This is a genomic window from Fontimonas sp. FW305-C-3 (assembly GCF_058783185.1).
The window spans coordinates 374,296-390,799 of the sequence record NZ_JBYSYK010000001.1 but is presented as its reverse complement, the minus strand read 5'-3'; the positions used below and the strand labels follow the sequence as shown (position 1 = coordinate 390,799).

The window sequence follows — 16,504 nt, the reverse complement described above, 5'->3', positions numbered from 1 at the left end:
GGGGCTGTCGCTCAAAACACACCTAACGATTTGGAGTTACAGGCATGAAAGGCAAAACTGGGAACAAGGCGCGCCGCTGGTGCGCATCGCTACTGGTCGCGGCTGCGGCTTTGTCCAGCGAAGCAGCGTGGGCGGATCTCTACAACGACGGCAAGGTCTTTCTGACCGGCGGCGTCTTCACGGTTGACGGCGCAGGCGGTGGTGGCGCGGTTCCCTGGGCAACCATTACGGGGTACGAGACGCGTGACGGCATCAACGGCGGCGTCGGCTTCACCTATGCAAACCTGCCGGCGCTGCAGTTGACCGTGATCGGTGCAGCCGTCGGTTTCTACGATCGGTTCGAGCTGTCCTACGCTCAGCATGACCTGTCGCTCAACCTCTCCAACCTGGATACGGTTGCGCTCGCAGCCGAGGCCGCGGGCCTGGAGCTGGGTACCAACCCCTGGAACTCGACGCTGAAGATGGATGTGTACGGCGCCAAGCTGCGTCTGTTCGGCGATGCGGTGTACACGGCGGACAGCTGGATTCCGCAGGTCGCGATCGGCGGCCTGTACAAGGAAAACAACAGCGAAGAGCTGGTGGCTACGCTGGGCGCCGCCGACAACAAGGACTGGGAAGCCTACGTAGCGGCGACCAAGGTCCTGTTCCGCTGGAGCACGCTGATCAACGTGACCGCACGTTACACCTCGGCCAACGAAATCGGTCTGACCGGCTTCGGCGTCTGCGACGGTGCCAACTGCGAGAACGACAAGGAAGTGCGCTGGGAGGCTTCGGTCGCCCACCTGCTCGCCAAGAACACGGCGATCGGCTTCGAGTATCAGCAGCATGGCGACAACCTCGACGGCAAGAGCGTGAACATCGGCGGTCTGGATCTGTCCGGCCTGACCGACCTGCTCGGCGGCGTCGGAGTCAGTGGCCTGGCTGGCGCGCTTACCCAGAAGAAGGAAGGCGACTGGAAGGACATCTTCTTTGCCTATGCCCCGAACAAGAACCTGTCTTTCGTGCTGGCCTACTTGATGCTGGGAAATATCTCGGTCGCTCCGGACCAGAACGGCTTCTACATGTCGATGCACGCGACGTTCTAAGCCAGACCTGCCATCCGCATTCATCAGGAGAATTTCATGAAACCTCGATTCTTTTTGCGTAGCCTTGCAGCGGCCACGCTGATCCTCGTCGGCACCCAGTCGGTGCAAGCCGGCGAATCCAAGACCAATCCGATTCTCGGCATCTCGCCGGAATCCCTCGAGTCCTTCGGCGGTCGCGAAGGCGTGCATGAGTGGGTGAAGAGCCTCTTCTACTACATCATGCTCGACAACCGCATCAACAGGATCTTCAAGGAGTTCGGCAATCCCGAGCGCCAGATCGTGTTGAACACGCAGCTCGAAACCATGGTGCTCGGCGGCCCCAACGAGTACCAGGGCGCGAGCATGAGCGCGGCGCACGCCGATCTCGAGATCACGATGACGCAGTTCAACGCGGTCGTCGAAGCTGCGTACAGCGCCTGCGAGCGCAACAACATCAAGTACTACGCCTGCAACCAGCTGATCAATGCCCTGGCACCGTTCACGCGGGACATTGTGACGCGCTGAAAATCGTTAAACGGCCCCATGCCCAGCCTTCGATCGCGCTTGCGATCGTCGGCTGGGCAGTCGGCTCTCAGAGACCTTTCAGAACACCATGCACACGAAAACTACGACGACCATGAGAACTCAGATCCGCAAGATCCTGCTCACTCTGGCATTGGTTGCACTCCCGCTGACCGACGCGCTGGCCGAGGAGTGCCCGCCCGTCATCTGCAAGATTTTCATCACTCGCGAAGCCTTCCTGGCCGAAGCCTTTGGCGCCACGCTGCCGCCGGCCCAGGTTCTTGATCTCGACGAGGCTGCCCAAGCTCAACTGACGCCGATCTACGGCCGGCGTTTCCCGCAGGCGCGAATCCGCTACTGGCAGGCCAGCGGCAAGACCGTCTGGATCTTCGACGACATCGGCAAGGAAGGTTATCAGCCGACCACATCGGGTTTCGTCGTCGCCGACAACGCGATCCAGGCGGCGCGCGTGCTCTTCTACAAGGAATCGCGCGGCGAGCAGGTGGGCGAACTGTCGTTCCTCAACCAGATGATCGGTGCGCGCGCCGCCGGTGCCGGAATCGACAAGAAGGTCGACAGCATCTCCGGCGCCACATACTCGGTGAAGCTCATGCAGCGCATGGCACGCACCGCGCTGCTGCTCGATACGCTGGCGAAGTAATCATGCCTCCGGAATTGACGGCCAACGACACGACGCACATGTCCAGTACCGGCGGTTCACGGCGTAGCCTTGGCGCACGTTTCCATCACTGGCGGAGCCTGGGCAAGCACGGCGCGCATCGGCCGTCGACGCCGCAGCCGCGGCGCAACCTGACGATGACGCTGCGCGAGTGGCACAAGCGCGTCGGCCTGTTCGCATTCAGTTTCATGGGTTGGCTGGGCGCCAGCGGCTTTCTGATCAACCAGAGCGCGGATTGGGGTTACGACACCGTCCGCATCGATTCGCCGCTGGTGATGGCACTGTACGGATTGCACCCGGTGCCGCCGGCAACCGGCTTCAGCTCCGGCGGACGCTGGTTGTCGGTCACCAGCGATTACACGCTGCTCGACGCGCAACCGCTCGCCGAGCGCATTCACGAACCGCTGGGCTTCGTCGCCGGCGGCAGCGAAGCCAAACCCCTGCTGTTCGTCGGGACGTCCGGCTCGCTGACCTTGCTGACCACCGACGGTGGACTGTACGACCAGCTGCAGCCGCCGATCCTGCCGGTGTCGAGCATCCGCCGCATCGGCACGACCGCGGACGGCGCGATCGTCGTGCAGGATCTCGATGCCTTCCAGAGCAAGGATTCCGGCGATTCCTGGACGCCGGTCGATCCGAACCAGGTGACCTGGTCGGTGGCGACACGCATGCCCGAAGAGAACCGTCAGGCACTGCTGCCCTATTCCAAGCCCAGCGTCTCGCTGGAGCACGTACTGGTCGATGCGCACAGCGGCCGTCTGTTCGGCAACGTCGGCGCCTGGATCATCAACTTCGTTGGCTTCGCCGCCTTCTGGCTGTCGCTCAGCGGCGTGTGGATGTGGTGGCGAATCCGTCAGAACCGTCGACCGGTCAAGAGATGAGTTATGGCGCGCGGCTGCGCCTTCAAGGGGGGCTTCGCGGCCCGGCATACACAGCACTCAAGCAGGAGTTACGCAATGAAAGCACGACACATGATGGTTCTGGCACTGCTGGTCAGCGGCAGCGCCGTTGCCGCTGACAACTACACGACGGCCGGCGCGACCGCGAGCGGCAATCCGGTGCTCAGCAAGATCTGGACCGACAAGAACGGCGACGGAATGATCCAGAAGGAAGAGCTGGCCGGCGATTCGCAGCTCTACAAGCGCTTCGAAACGCGCGACACCAACAAGGACGGCACGCTGACGAAGGACGAGTACTTCTACTGAAGCTCAGCGGCAACGACAGCGGTCGGTCAACAAGAACGGTACCAGGGATAGGACGTGGGGAATAACATGGCAATGCGCAGCATCACTTTCTGTGTAGCACTGGCGGCCACCGCCGCTGCGGCATCGGCCCGAGCCGATGAAACCTACGACGACCGTATCTACGTCATGCCGATGCTGTCGTATGTCATCGCCGACGATGTTCGCCACGCCGAGGACGGCCTCGGCGGGGCGCTCGCGATCGGCATGCGCCTGACGCCCTGGCTGGAGGCCGAGCTGCGCGGCCAGTATCTGGACTTCAAGGGCGAAGGCCAGATCACCAATCCGATCTGCAGCCTGCTCGGCGTCTGCCCCGACGCGCCGGACGAGGACTACTTCGCCGGCGGCGGCGGCATCAACCTGTTCCCGGATCCGTCCGGCGGTTTCTATATTCATGGCGATGTGATGGGTGGCGATGCCACCTACTACAACGCCGGCATCGGCTACGAGTTCGCAGGCGTCGGCAGCTCGCTGCGCCTTGAGGCGCTGTATCACGTCGACGACGACGCCGATGTCGAAGAACCCCAATTCAATATCGGCTGGCGCATTCCGCTCGGCGCGAAGGCGCCGGCGCCGACGCCGGAACCGGTGCGCATCGTGCCGGTGATCCCAATGCCGACGCCGGCACCGACCCCGGTGCCGAGCTGCGAACTGCCGGCGACCGAAGGCGCGGGCTCGATGGCCGGCTGCGGTCCGGGCGACCAGTTCGTCCTGCGCGGCGTCAACTTCGAATTCGATCAGTCGCGCCTGACGACGAACGCCAAGACGATCCTCGATCCGGTCGCGGCGGAGCTGGTTGCTCGCCCGGCGATCGACATCGAGATCCAGGGTCACACCGACTCCAAGGGTAGCGACGCCTACAACCAGAAACTGTCCGAGAAGCGCGCGGCCTCCGTGGTCCAGTATCTGGAAGACAAGGGCGTGGCGGGCGAGCGGATGGATTCGATCGGTTACGGCGAATCGATGCCGGTGGCCGACAACGCCACCGACGAAGGCCGTGAGCTGAACCGTCGCGTGGAACTGAAGGTCGTCAACGACAAGTCGGGCGCTGCGATTGAGCCGATGACGCCGATGGCCACGCCAGTGCCGACGATGATGCCGGCGGCCGCTGCACCGGTGGCGACACCAGTACCGATGGCGACGGCCCTGCCGGCGGCAACGCCGGCACCGGCCGCCGCGGCTGGCGCCAATGCCGTCAGCATCGAGAACATGGTCTTCGTACCGGCCACGCTGCGCGTTGCGAAGGGGACCTCGGTGACCTGGACCAACAACGATGGTTCCAATCACAACGTCATGTTCTCGACCACGGCAAGCGGACGCATGAAGCATGGCGCGACGTACACGCGCAGCTTCGACACGCCGGGAACCTACGACTACCAGTGCTCGATCCACGGCGCGATGATGTCCGGCACGGTCATCGTCGAGTAAGGCGCGCAGACCCAGGAGAATCACATGCCCCAGGCCCTGCCAGAAGCGATGCTGTTTCCGTTCATTGATCAGGCGATGATGCTGATTGCCCTCGCCGTGCTGGTCGCGATGCCGATGCTCATGCGCCGGCCCGCAAGCCCGCAGGCCTTGGCTCGCCTGCGTCGCAGGCGCGAGAACAGCAGCCGTTATGCGGCGGTGACCTTACAGGCCTGAGGCCAGCAACGCGGTCTGGGCGGCGCGTGCAGGTTTTGGCGCCGTCTGGACCGCCGGACTCTGACGGGCGATGTCATTGATGTAGCGACGCAAGGTGTCGATCGCCTGCTTGCGGCCATTGCCGGCATGCGCCTTCATGTTGGAGCGGTACCAGGCGTGATTGCCCATGAAGCGATCGACATCGCTGGGCGCCAGCTGCATCAGGTCGGCACGCATGCCGACGCCCATGCGCTCGATCATGTGCGCATTGAGTCGCTGCTCGAAAGCGTCTTCCGGCACCACCAGCAGCGGCTTGCCGAAATGGATCGCCTCGCCGATCAGCTGATTGCCCGCTGTTGAAAGCACCGCACGACAGCCGGCGAGATCGCGGACAAAGCCTTCCACGCTCGGCGCGCGAAACTCGAGGTTGTCGCTGAACCCGCTGCGGCCTGTGCCGTAGACGACGACCCTGCAGTCCAGCAATCGCAGCGCGCGATCAACATGCGGCAGGTACTGATGTTCGCCCTTGTTGAAATAGGCCAGCAGGTAATCGCCATCGGTCGGTTTCGCGGCGAGCACTTCGTCGCGCAGCATCGGGCCAATCACCGTCACCTGCGGATACGCCGGCTCTGCCGGATAGAAGCTCGAGACCAGGATGCGCTCCGGCACGCCCATCAACGAGCGGTAGCCCCAGGCATCGCGCATGCCCAATGCCCACAGATCCGGCGGAAAGTGCGGCTTGCAGTAAGCAATGATGCCAACGTGATCGAAACTGATGCGCGGAATGTCGAGCCGCTGCGCGACACGATGCGTCCAGGCCTCGGAGTCCGAGATCACCAGATCGATGCCGCGTTCGCGGAACTCGCGCTCGACCAGCGCCTGACCGTCGCCGCCAAACAGCAGATCCCGCATCGGCGCAAAGTTGCGCGCGATCGTGCGCGTGAAGGAATGCCGGCCGGCGTCGTTGTATTGGTAGCCGATGACCGGAATGCGCACCGTCGGGAAACGCGGCGCGAGCACGTCATAGGCATCGCCGCCGGCAAAAACCGTCACCTCGTGCTCGGCCATCAGGCTCGGCAGCACCGACATCGTGCGCATCGCGTGGCCGCGACCGTAACCCATCACACCGTAGGCAATCTTCATGGCGCGTCACTCATCTGATTCGACGCACGTCACCTTATGGCGTTTGCGTTCAAGTCAGATGACAGCACTGTGACGATGCTGTGACGAAGCCTGAAGCAATACTCCGCAACTTGCGGCCTATTTCTCGAAGGGACTCGTGGGGTCACGATCGCGATCGTATCGGCTGAGCCGAGGGAACGGCGGCAGCCAGGACTCGCGACGGACAGTCCACAGTTCGTAGGTCGGCATCAGTTGATCGGGCGCATCCAGGGACCCCAGATTCACCTCGATCTCGCCTGCGCTGCGCCCAAAGACGGACGAACCGCAACGAGGACAGAAATGCCGCCCGGCGTAGTCGCGGGTTTCGCCATCGATCGTCACCGCATCCTGCGGAAATATCGCGGAGGCATGGAAGAGCGCCCCATGGTGCTTGCGGCAATCGAGGCAATGACAAAGACCAACCCGGTGAGGGCGGCCCGATGCCACGATCCGAACATTGCCGCACAGGCAACCGCCGCTGAATCGGTCCATGCCGCGTCTCCAAAGTGAGCGGGCGAGATGTGTACCCCGAAGCGCGCCGTCTTCGCAATTGCCCCCGACTTTCAGCCCTTGCGCATCGCTCGGAGTCTCGGCGGTCCGTCGACTTGAGTGGAGCGTTAGACTCATCGCCATGGAAGCCAGGCGCACCCTAGAGGCGGACGCGAAGGCGCTCACAGCGCTCGTTGACTCGCGCCTTTGTCCCTTTGTCAGGGCACACATGATTCATGACTCGTAATTTCAAGAGCTTCGGAAAGGAAATCGAACGCGCTTTCTCACCGATGGCGCGCAGCCACGGATTCGAGTTCGCCGGAGAGTGTCTGTTCACGCGCACCAGAGGCGATGTGGTTCAGGGTCTGCACTTTCAGTTGACCCGCCATGGAGATTCAACGTTTGCCTGCAATGTCGGGGTTCATATCCCGGCCCTGACAGCTCTGAGGGAACGCGATTCGTCGTTCGCTCCATACATCAGCTCCCGGCTTTCGGAAGCTGGGGCCGGAGGACAGGACTGCTGGCTTTCCGCAGCGTCGAAGGAGGCGCTGGAAGACAGCTTGGGTCAGTACGCCTCCTTCCTGCCTCTCGCAGAACCTTGGCTTGAGCGTTACTCCATGATCAAGGCCATTGCCGATGACGCCACTGAGACTTACGCCGTGCTCATGTCCGAAGGACCTCAGCAGAAGAGCGACCAGTACCGTGCTTCGGAGCATGGGATGCTGCTGTTTCTCGCCGGAGATCTGGAGGCCGCGCATCAATGGCTCACAGCTGCCCTCGGTTTACTGAAAGCGCCGGATTACGTGATGAAGCGGCAGAAAGAGGTGGCGGAGCCGCCGTCGCAGGCCGAGCTGGAGGAGGCTGTGAGAGTTCAAGCACTGCTTGATCGGATAAACAGTGCCAGTGCGCTCTGACAACAGCTTGCAGTGAGGCCTCCACGCTTTCTGCGGCGTTTCTCGTCGTTAATTCCGGCGTTCATGCCTGTTGTGTGGATCAGGCGCTATTGAACGGTTGCACATTGGCCCCATGGCTTATTGCTTACCTGATGAGAGCACTTGATCCATGAAATGTCCCGTGTGCGCAGATGTGAATCTGGCGATGTCTGATCGGCAAGGCATCGAGATCGACTATTGCCCGCAATGCCGCGGCGTTTGGCTTGATCGTGGCGAACTCGACAAGCTGATCGAACGCTCGGCCGTCGAAGCGGCACCGGCGCGCCCGCAGGATGCGCGGAATGTCCGTTCTGCGCCTTACGACTCTCGGACTTCAGACGACTACAAGTACAAGGGGAAGCGCAAGAGTCTGCTGGGCGAGCTGTTTGATTTCTGACAGCTTGGCTGCATAGCACTGAGCATCGCGCGCGGTTGTCGATTGTTTTCCGGGCGTGCCGCGCGCTCTGTGCGGCGCCCGCGCAGTGGTCCAGAGACTAGGCTAGTCTTTGCTCCGTACATTCCCCGCCTCTTATCAGGTTCCGTCGAGCTGGGACGAGTTGGGCTATTTCGAGATCGCGGCCAATGAACATCCGACCCTTCGTCGACGCAGACGAACCCGCGGTGATCGAGCTCTGGCGAGCCTGCGATCTGCTGCGCGCCTGGAACGATCCGCACAAGGACATTCAGCGCAAGATGACGACGCAGCCGGAGCTGTTCCTGGTTGGCGAGATTCCCGGCCGGCTGGTTGCGACCGTAATGGCCGGGTTCGATGGACATCGCGGCTGGGTGAACTATCTGGCGGTCGCGCCCGATCAGCGCAAGGCCGGTCTCGGACGGACACTGATGCGCCATGTGGAAGAAGCGCTTGAGGCGCGCGGCTGCCCGAAGCTGAATCTGCAGGTTCGCACGACGAATCACGCGGTGCTCGAGTTCTACCGCCGCATCGGTTACAGCACGGATGATGTCGTCAGCCTGGGCAAACGGCTCATTCCGGATACGCCCCCGTAAGCATTGCGAGGCCCTATGCCGGTCGAGATTCAACGCGTTGGCGCCGACGACCTTCCACTGATGGATGCGTTGCTGCGATGCTTCGGTGAGGTCTTCAACGAGCCCGAGACTTATACCGGCAACCGGCCCGACGACGACTATCTGCGCGGGCTGCTCGCGGGAGATGCCTTCATCGCTCTGGCGGCCATTAAGGAAGGCGTTGTCGTCGGCGCCATTGCCGCTTACGAGATGAAGAAGTTCGAACAGCGGCGCAGCGAGATCTATATCTACGATCTTGCTGTCTCCGCGGCGTGTCGGCGCGAGGGCGTGGCAACGGCGCTGATCGAAGGGCTGAAGGCGGTTGCCATCGCCCGTGGCGCCTATGTGATGTTTGTGCAAGCCGATACCGGTGCCGAGGACGCGGCGGCGATTGCCTTGTACAGCAAGCTCGGCACGCGCGAAGATGTGCTGCACTTTGATATCGCGGTTCCAGGTCCGGGATAGATCGGCCGCGCTTTCGGGAGATCGGTATGGGGACGATTCTGCACATCTTTGTGGCGGCCGGCCGCGGCGAAGCGATGCAGTCGCTGCCCGAGGCGGAGGCGATCGCCGACTGCGGCCTGCGTGGAGACCGCTATGCGGACGCAAAGCTGCGTAAGTCGCCCGACTATCAGTTGACGCTGATCGAGCGGGAGAACATTGAAGCGTTCTCGATGGCGTCGGGCCTCAGCCTCGAACCCTACGATCCGCGGCGCAATCTGGTGACCGAGGGCGTGCGCCTCAACGATTTCTGCGGCCAGCGCTTTCGTGTCGGCGATGTGGAACTGGAAGGCTTGGAACTTTGCGAGCCCTGCGCGACCTTTGCGCAGCGCACTCACCCTGAGGTTGTGCGCTTCTTTGTCCATCGCGGCGGGCTGCGCTGCCGGATTCTGAAGGGTGGACAAATTCGCGTTGGCGATGCCGTTGCACCAGCCTGAGATTGCGATGAGCGCTTCGTCATCCGAGTATCCATTCCGCATCGGCGTCCAATATCGGGTCAGGCGCAGCTTCAAGGCGCTGCGCGATCATTTCGTCGAGGGTGAAATCCTGATCTACGACAGCAAGGCCTGGAGCCGTTACGACGGCATCACCGGCTATTTCTTTACGCAGCCCGGCGCCGCCGGCACCCGCAGCTGGGATATCGGCGACGACGAATCGATCGAGATCTGGCGCGAGCTTTTCGAGCCACTGGACTGAAGCAGTGCCACAGACGATGAACTACACACTGACGCTCGGCGATGTGGTCGACGACGAAGTCCGCAAGGGCGTGCTCGCACCGCTGGTCGAGTACAACGACCGGCAAGCCGGACCCAGCGGGACCCGGCCGTTGTCCATCGCGGTCAGGGATGACAGCGGCGCTGTCATTGGCGGCCTGTGGGGACACACCGGCTTCGAGTGGCTCTTCGTGCAGTATCTCGCGGTTCCGGAAGCGCTGCGTGGGCGCGGCGTTGGCAGCCAGATCATGCAGCTCGCGGAACGCGAGGCCCTGCTGCGCGGCTGCCATGGTGCCTGGCTCGACACCTTCGAGTTCCAGGCGCGTGGATTCTACGAACGCCTCGGCTACACCTGCTTCGGCGAGCTGCCGGATTATCCGAAAGGTTCTGCGCGCTACTTCATGAAGAAGGTGCTGGCGCGCTGACTGTGAAGAAATCAACGCCCGCCGCGAGTCCCGAAGCCTATGCCGCCGCGCTGTCGGGTTGGCAGCGTGCGCTGGTGGAGCAGTTGCGTACTGCGGCGCTCGGCGTTCGCGGCCTTGAGGAAATCATCAAGTGGGGCAACATCGTCTGTCTTTCCAATGGCCCGGTGCTGGTGATTCGCGCGGAGAAAGATCGTGTCCTGTTCGGTTTCTGGCGCGGCCAGCGTCTGCGCGCCATCGAGCCACGTCTCAAACCGGGTGGCAAGTACGAGATGGCGACGATCACCCTGCAGGAAGGCGATAGCATTCCGACCGCCCGCGCGCGCAAGCTGATCCGCGAGGCCATCAAGTTGAATGAGCAGTTCGGCAATCCGACTGCGCTGTGATGCAAACACTCTGGACGGTACATCGATGAACGACCCCTCTCCCGACAGCGGACAGGTACGCATCTGGCGCTTCATCGGCGGCATTCCGCTGCTGCTGAGCCCATTCGTGCTGTTTGGCTCGCTGTTCGCGTTGCTGGCGCAGGGCATTACGCCGCTGCAGCAGCTGCATGTGCTGGCGCTGGCTGGATATCCGGTGGCTTATCTGGTCGGCTGGATCAATGCGTCGGGCTCGTTGCGAGCAGGTCACGTCAGCACCGCGATCAAGCAGGCGCGTTTTCCCTTGATCTATCTGGGCGTCACACTCGCGTTGTGGCCCCTGATCGGATTTCAGTAGACGGAGAGTGACCATGAAAGGCAGTTGTCTTTGCGGTGCCGTGTCCATCACGGCGGGAACCCACACCGAGATCAACGCCTGCCACTGCAGCATGTGCCAGCGCTGGGGCGGCGGCCCGCTGCTGTCGGTCCACTGCGGCGGCGATCTGCAGATCACCGGCCAGGATGCCGTGGCGACATTCAAGTCGTCCGACTGGGCGGAACGCGGCTTCTGCGCCCGATGCGGCACGCATCTTTATTACCGGCTTGTTCAGGCCGGCAATGAAGCGGTGAACGAGTACGCCGTGCCGGTCGGCCTGTTTCAGGATGGCACGGCATTCAGCTTCGACGAGCAGATCTTCGTCGACAAGAAGCCGGCGTACTACGCCTTTGCCAACCGGACGCGCATGCTGACGGAGGCGGAAGTCTTCGCCAAGTTCGGCGCAAGCTGATCGGCGTGGCGGTAGCGATGTTTCTCGATGAAATGGAAGCCTTCGTGCTTGATGGCGAGCTGGCTGCCTTGCAGCGTGCGCTGGCCGTGCTTGAGCAGCCGCATCCAGACATCGCGGAGCTGCTCGATACCTTGGAGAAGATGAAAGGCGATCCGGACCGCAGGGCTCGCGCGATCGTTGCTGTCCGTGCCAAGCTCGGCCTGCCGCTGATCCCAGGGCCGGTCTGCCGTCCACGGCCGCTGCGCTGAAGATCGACCAAGGAAGGAGCGATTCCGATGAAAGCAACGATCAAGCTGTCGATTGCCCTGATGCTCGCGATGTCCGGCAGCGCCTGCGTGTATTTTCCCGTCGACAACCAGGGCGGCAAGAGCGGTGGCAGCACGCTGATCTGCCACAAGGGCAAGAAGACGATGGAGCTGCCCAGCGAAGCTGCGAACGGCCACATCAAGCACGGTGACCGTTACGGCGCCTGCTAGCGGAAATCCCGTGACAGGTACGGCAGCTCGCCGACCCAGTGCGAGCGGTCGAAGAAGTGTTCGGCAATCACGTGCGTCACCGAATGCTGGCGCTGCAGGCGTCCCTGCGCGATCAGGAACTGTGCACCGACGACCGCATCGCGCTCGGCGTCGATCAGCTTGGGGCGGATGATCAGGTTGACGATGCCGGTCTCATCCTCGAGCGTCATGAACATCGTGCCTTTCGCCGAACCCGGGCGCTGACGGAACATGACGATGCCGGCGACACGCACCGGCGCGCCGTCGTCGAGCTCCGTCAGGCTGCCGTTGGCGGTGATGCGGCTGCGCTGCAGCCGCGTGCGCAGCAGGCTGACCGGATGGCGGCGCAGCGTCAGGCCAGTGCTCTGGTAGTCGGCGAGAATCTCTTCGCTTTCGCGCGGCGCCGCCAGTGTCACTTTTTCCTGCGGCAATGACGTTGCCGCGAGCAGGCCCGGCAAGGCTTCATGACTGCGTGCCTGCCAGCGCGCCTGGAAGCGATGTCCGGCCAGGCCGCGCAAGGCATCGGCCCCGGCGAGCAGATTCAGCTCGCGGCGGTTCAAGACGGCGCGCCGGGCGAGATCGTTGACGTCTGCAAATGAATGCGCGGTGCGCGCCGACACAAGACGCGCCGCAGCCAGCGCATTGAATCCATCGACCATACGCAAGCCGAGACGGATCGCTGCGCCTGCATCGCCGCGCTCCAGCGTGCAATCCCAGACACTGTCGCGCACATCGACCGCGCGCACCTCGACGCCGACACGGCGTGCTTCGGTCACCAGCATCGACGCCGGATAGAAGCCCATCGGCAATGAGTTCAGCAGGCCCGCCGTGAACGCGGCAGGGTGATGGCACTTCATGTACGCCGAGTCGTAGGCGAGCAGTGCAAAGCTCGCCGCGTGACTTTCCGGAAATCCGTACGAGCCGAAGCCGAGAATCTGCTGGTAGATGCGGTCGGCAAATTCGGCGGGGTAGTCTCTCGCCGCCATGCCAAGCTTGATCTTCTCCTCGTACTTTTCGAGACCGCCGCTGCGCTTCCAGGCCGCCATCGAACGTCGCAGCTGATCAGCCTCGCCGGGCGTGAAGCCGGCCGCCTCGACGACCAGACGCATGACCTGCTCCTGGAAGATCGGCACGCCATGCGTACGCTCAAGAATCTCGCGCATCGCCTCGCTCGGATAACTCTGCGTGCGCCCTTCCATGCGGTTTTGCAGATACGGATGCACCATGCCGCCCTGAATCGGGCCGGGGCGAACGATCGCGACCTGTACCGTCAGGTCGTAAAGATGGCGCGGCTTGAGTCGCGGCAACATCGACATCTGCGCACGCGATTCGATCTGGAACACGCCGATGGTCTCGGCGCTCTGGATCATCGTGTAGGTGTCCTTGTCGTCCGGCGGAATCTCGCGAAGCCCGATCTGCGTGCCGTCGTATCCGCGCTGCAGATCGAAGCTGCGCCGCAGCGCAGTGAGCATGCCGAGCGCCAGCACGTCGACCTTGAGCAGGTTCAGCGATTCCAGATCGTCTTTGTCCCACTGGATGATCGTGCGATCCGGCATCGCCGCGTTCTCGACCGGCACCAGCTGCGACAGCGGCGCGTCGGAAATCACGAAGCCGCCGACGTGCTGCGAAAGATGGCGCGGAAAACCGAGCAGTTCGCGGCTCAGCGCCAACCAGCGGCGGATCGCCGCGCTGTGCGGATCGACGCCGAGCTGGCGCAGCCGCTCTTCCAGATCCTTGGGATTGTCCCACCAGGCCAGCGAGCGCGTCACGCGGTCGATGACTTCCGCGCCGATGTCGAGCGCGCGGCCGACATCGCGCAATGCCGAGCGCGGCCGATAGCAGATCACCGTTGCCGCGATCGCTGCCCGTTCGCGGCCGTACTTGTTGTAGACGTACTGAATAACTTCTTCGCGCCGCTCATGCTCGAAGTCGACGTCGATGTCCGGCGGCTCGTCGCGCTCCTTGGAGACAAAGCGCTCGAACAGCAGATCGTTGGTTTCCGGATTGACCTCGGTGATGCCCAGCACGTAGCAGACCACCGAGTTCGCGGCACTGCCACGGCCCTGACAGAGAATGCCGTGCTTCTTCGCGTAGCGGACGATGTCGTAGACGGTCAGGAAGAACGCCTCGTACTCTCGATTGGCGATGATCTTCAGCTCTTTCTCCAGATCGTCGCGAACCTCCGGCGGCATGCCCTGCGGCCAGCGCTCCGGCAGATGCCTGTCGACGAGCATGCGCAGGTAGGCGGTCGGATCGTCGCCGACGATTTCCTTTGGGTATTCGTATTTCAGTTCGCCAAGACGGAACCGGCAGCGCTCCGCAATGCGCAGGGTTTCGCGCAGCAACGCCGGTGGATAGCGCTCGGCAAGCTCGGCACGGCTGCGCAGATGGCGTTCCGCATTCGGAAACAGGCGATAGCCGCAACGCTGCACCGGCAGGTGATGGCGCAGCGCGGTCATCACGTCCTGCAACGGACGACGCTTGCGGCAGTGCATGTGGACATCGCCGGTCGCGACCAGTGGCACGCCGTAGCGTCGCGACAGTTCGCCCAACTCCGCCAAGCGCAGCGCATCGTTACCGTCGCGATGCAGTTCGACGGCGATCCAGAGGCGCGCCGGATAGCGCTCGCGCAGCCATTCGAGTTCCGCGGTGCCGTTCAGATCGCGCGGAATCCACAGCACGCTGACATCGTTGGCGACCTGGAGGTCGTCACAGCCCAGTCGGTACGTCCCCTTGTCGGCCTCGTGCCGGCCGCGCGTGATCGCGGCGCAGATCTCGGCGTAGCCGCGCTGGGTCTCGGCGAGCAGCACGCACTTCGGGCCGTCATGCAGCGTGAGTTCGCTGCCGACGATCAGCGGCCAGTGCGGCACGTCGCGATCTCTCGTCTGCTGCCAGGCGCGGACGATGCCGGCCATCGAGCATTCATCGGTGATCGCCAGCGCGGAGTAGCCCTGCGTCAGCGCCGCGTCGATCAGCTCCTGTGGCGTCGACGCACCGCGCTGGAAACTGAAGGCCGACAGCGCATGCAATTCTGCGTATTCAGGCAGGCCATTCACGCCCACCAGCCGTGCAGATACCAGCTGCCGCTGCTCACGTCGCGGAACACCCACGCGGCGGCGTGCTGCCAGTCGGTCGTGTAGTAATCGCGCCGCGCGTCCTGGCCATCCCACCAGCCGCTCGCGATGTGCTCGGGTTCACCGCGGATCTGCGCCTGCACCTGTGCCGGCAGCGGCACCGGCGTCGGCAGCAGCCACAGCGGGCGTTCGTTGAGCGCGAGCGCACCCGCCACGCGCGGCGCGGCCTGCAGCACCGCTTGCTTCTCGGCGGCGCGCTCGGGCCGATGGTCTTCGGCAACGACCGGCGTCCACAGCGCGGATTCGCCGAGCCGCGCGAGCAAACGCTCGACGGTTGCAGACCACTGCAGACCGGCATCGCTGTCGGCGCTGAACAGCGGCAGCTGACCGTTCGGCACCGCAGCGAGATCGGTCGCACTCAGGCGCAGTGCGCGTACCGGCCCGCTCAGCGCATCGCGCGAGAGGCGTTCGCGCAGAGCCTCGAAGATTCGCGTGCCGTCGCGATGCGCGCCGACGAAGCGCAGGCCGAAACGGCTGCGCTGCTGGCGCGCGTGTTCGCATTGCAGCTCGATGCTCTGCACGCCGGTGTCGCGCGCGCGCAGCCAGGCCTGCAGTTCGAAACTCATGCGGCGCAGCACGAACAGCAGCGATTCCAGATTCTCGACTTCGCCTGGCAGTTCGAAGCGGCGGCTGAACACCGGCGGCGGCGTGATGCCCTGCACCGGATCGCCGGCCAGACCGCGCAGGCGATCGAGTTCGAGCAGACGCTCATGGCCGAACTGCTGCGCGAACGCTGCGCGCGGCAGCGCGAACAGCGCATCGAGGCGGCGCAGGCCCATGCCGTGCAGCGCATCGATCTCCTGCTGCGTCCAGGGCAGCAGCGCCGACGGCAGGCGTTCGAGCTGTTCGCGCAGCGCAGCGCTGTCCGCCACCGGCGTCTCATGCCCGGCGACCGCGAGCAAGGCTGCGGCGCCGCGCGTCGGCGCGATGCCGATACGCGCCGTCTGCTGCAGCTCTTCGAGATCGGCGCGGATCGCCGCGCTCAGCGTATCGATGCCGCCGAACAGCCTCAGGCTCGCGCCAATTTCGACCCATGCGAGCGCACGCGGGCCGCGGCCGGGTTCGGGCATTTCCTGAATCTCGGTGCAGACCGGATGACCGTAGCGATACAGCGCATGTGCGAGCCGCTTCAGCGCAGCGCGCTCGGCGGCCGGCTTGCGATGCTGCGCGCGCAGATCCGGCTGGCGCGCGAACGCCTCGCCGAGCGGCGTACCGGCCGCCATGCCGGCAGCAGGCGTGATCAGCCAGCGTCGCGCGCTGTGGCTGTCGGTGACCGCGTCGAGCGGATCGCGGAGGGCCAGCGCTTCGGCCGGCAGATGCGGAAAATGAAGACAGAGCCAGAGCATGTCTGCGCAC

At 63.7% G+C, this 16,504-nt stretch carries 23 protein-coding genes; 19 read left to right on the top strand and 4 right to left on the bottom strand.

What is annotated here, in order from left to right; translation table 11 throughout:
- The first annotated feature begins 44 nt into the window (after positions 1-44).
- From AC3WUF_RS01820 to AC3WUF_RS01790, 7 genes are all read left to right on the top strand, one after another.
- Complete coding sequence (locus tag AC3WUF_RS01820) at positions 45-1,085, top strand: DUF3034 family protein (RefSeq protein ID WP_492421834.1); 1,041 nt, start codon at positions 45-47, stop codon at positions 1,083-1,085.
- A gap of 36 nt (positions 1,086-1,121) precedes the next feature.
- Complete coding sequence (locus AC3WUF_RS01815) at positions 1,122-1,589, top strand: group I truncated hemoglobin (protein ID WP_492421832.1); 468 nt, start codon at positions 1,122-1,124, stop codon at positions 1,587-1,589.
- 112 nt (positions 1,590-1,701) lie between these two features.
- The gene (locus tag AC3WUF_RS01810; protein ID WP_492421830.1) at positions 1,702-2,247 is read left to right on the top strand and encodes an FMN-binding protein; all 546 of its coding nucleotides are present in this window, start codon (positions 1,702-1,704) and stop codon (positions 2,245-2,247) included.
- 2 nt (positions 2,248-2,249) lie between these two features.
- The gene (locus tag AC3WUF_RS01805; protein ID WP_492421828.1) at positions 2,250-3,146 is read left to right on the top strand and encodes a PepSY-associated TM helix domain-containing protein; all 897 of its coding nucleotides are present in this window, start codon (positions 2,250-2,252) and stop codon (positions 3,144-3,146) included.
- A gap of 75 nt (positions 3,147-3,221) precedes the next feature.
- A complete protein-coding gene (locus AC3WUF_RS01800; protein ID WP_492421826.1) occupies positions 3,222-3,470 on the top strand; it encodes a hypothetical protein in 249 nt (82 codons plus the stop codon).
- Between the two features lie 66 nt (positions 3,471-3,536).
- A complete protein-coding gene (locus tag AC3WUF_RS01795; protein ID WP_492421824.1) occupies positions 3,537-4,934 on the top strand; it encodes an OmpA family protein in 1,398 nt (465 codons plus the stop codon).
- Between the two features lie 24 nt (positions 4,935-4,958).
- A complete protein-coding gene (locus tag AC3WUF_RS01790) occupies positions 4,959-5,147 on the top strand; it encodes a hypothetical protein (RefSeq protein WP_492421822.1) in 189 nt (62 codons plus the stop codon).
- Here AC3WUF_RS01790 and AC3WUF_RS01785 read toward each other — a convergent pair.
- Positions 5,136-6,269 (bottom strand): glycosyltransferase family protein, encoded by a 1,134-nt coding sequence (locus tag AC3WUF_RS01785; RefSeq protein WP_492421820.1) that lies wholly within the window; start codon positions 6,267-6,269, stop codon positions 5,136-5,138. The two genes, AC3WUF_RS01790 and AC3WUF_RS01785, sit on opposite strands and share 12 nt — an antisense overlap.
- A gap of 117 nt (positions 6,270-6,386) precedes the next feature.
- Positions 6,387-6,779 carry a GFA family protein gene (locus tag AC3WUF_RS01780; RefSeq protein WP_492421818.1) on the bottom strand — a complete coding sequence of 131 codons (393 nt, stop codon included), beginning with the start codon at positions 6,777-6,779 and terminating at the stop codon, positions 6,387-6,389.
- 233 nt (positions 6,780-7,012) lie between these two features.
- Between AC3WUF_RS01780 and AC3WUF_RS01775 the strand changes: the two genes are divergently transcribed.
- The 12 genes from AC3WUF_RS01775 (at position 7,013) to AC3WUF_RS01720 (ending at position 11,996) form a co-directional block, all read left to right on the top strand.
- Complete coding sequence (locus tag AC3WUF_RS01775; RefSeq protein WP_492421816.1) at positions 7,013-7,690, top strand: DUF4304 domain-containing protein; 678 nt, start codon at positions 7,013-7,015, stop codon at positions 7,688-7,690.
- 148 nt (positions 7,691-7,838) lie between these two features.
- Complete coding sequence (locus AC3WUF_RS01770; RefSeq protein ID WP_492421814.1) at positions 7,839-8,105, top strand: TFIIB-type zinc ribbon-containing protein; 267 nt, start codon at positions 7,839-7,841, stop codon at positions 8,103-8,105.
- Positions 8,106-8,290: 185 nt separating this feature from the next.
- A complete protein-coding gene (locus tag AC3WUF_RS01765; RefSeq protein WP_492421812.1) occupies positions 8,291-8,716 on the top strand; it encodes a GNAT family acetyltransferase in 426 nt (141 codons plus the stop codon).
- A 15-nt stretch (positions 8,717-8,731) separates the two neighbouring features.
- Positions 8,732-9,199 (top strand): AAC(3)-I family aminoglycoside N-acetyltransferase, encoded by a 468-nt coding sequence (locus tag AC3WUF_RS01760; RefSeq protein ID WP_492421810.1) that lies wholly within the window; start codon positions 8,732-8,734, stop codon positions 9,197-9,199.
- 26 nt (positions 9,200-9,225) lie between these two features.
- Positions 9,226-9,672 (top strand): MOSC domain-containing protein, encoded by a 447-nt coding sequence (locus tag AC3WUF_RS01755; RefSeq protein WP_492421808.1) that lies wholly within the window; start codon positions 9,226-9,228, stop codon positions 9,670-9,672.
- 7 nt (positions 9,673-9,679) lie between these two features.
- The gene (locus AC3WUF_RS01750; RefSeq protein ID WP_492421806.1) at positions 9,680-9,931 is read left to right on the top strand and encodes a hypothetical protein; all 252 of its coding nucleotides are present in this window, start codon (positions 9,680-9,682) and stop codon (positions 9,929-9,931) included.
- Positions 9,932-9,947: 16 nt separating this feature from the next.
- The gene (locus tag AC3WUF_RS01745) at positions 9,948-10,373 is read left to right on the top strand and encodes a GNAT family N-acetyltransferase (protein ID WP_492421804.1); all 426 of its coding nucleotides are present in this window, start codon (positions 9,948-9,950) and stop codon (positions 10,371-10,373) included.
- A 2-nt stretch (positions 10,374-10,375) separates the two neighbouring features.
- Positions 10,376-10,756 (top strand): DUF1801 domain-containing protein, encoded by a 381-nt coding sequence (locus tag AC3WUF_RS01740; protein ID WP_492421802.1) that lies wholly within the window; start codon positions 10,376-10,378, stop codon positions 10,754-10,756.
- A 25-nt stretch (positions 10,757-10,781) separates the two neighbouring features.
- On the top strand, positions 10,782-11,090 hold the full coding sequence (locus AC3WUF_RS01735) for a hypothetical protein (RefSeq protein ID WP_492421800.1): 309 nt from the start codon (positions 10,782-10,784) through the stop codon (positions 11,088-11,090).
- Positions 11,091-11,103: 13 nt separating this feature from the next.
- A complete protein-coding gene (locus tag AC3WUF_RS01730; protein ID WP_492421798.1) occupies positions 11,104-11,520 on the top strand; it encodes a GFA family protein in 417 nt (138 codons plus the stop codon).
- A 17-nt stretch (positions 11,521-11,537) separates the two neighbouring features.
- Positions 11,538-11,768: a hypothetical protein gene (locus AC3WUF_RS01725; protein ID WP_492421796.1), complete on the top strand. Its 231-nt coding sequence runs from the start codon at positions 11,538-11,540 to the stop codon at positions 11,766-11,768.
- A 27-nt stretch (positions 11,769-11,795) separates the two neighbouring features.
- Positions 11,796-11,996, top strand: a complete 201-nt coding sequence (locus AC3WUF_RS01720; RefSeq protein WP_492421794.1) for a hypothetical protein — start codon at positions 11,796-11,798, stop codon at positions 11,994-11,996.
- Here AC3WUF_RS01720 and AC3WUF_RS01715 read toward each other — a convergent pair.
- Complete coding sequence (locus AC3WUF_RS01715; protein ID WP_492421792.1) at positions 11,993-15,070, bottom strand: error-prone DNA polymerase; 3,078 nt, start codon at positions 15,068-15,070, stop codon at positions 11,993-11,995. The genes AC3WUF_RS01720 and AC3WUF_RS01715 overlap by 4 nt on opposite strands.
- Positions 15,067-16,494 (bottom strand): Y-family DNA polymerase, encoded by a 1,428-nt coding sequence (locus tag AC3WUF_RS01710; protein ID WP_492421790.1) that lies wholly within the window; start codon positions 16,492-16,494, stop codon positions 15,067-15,069. The genes AC3WUF_RS01715 and AC3WUF_RS01710 overlap by 4 nt, the downstream gene beginning before the upstream one ends.
- Positions 16,495-16,504 lie beyond the last annotated feature (10 nt).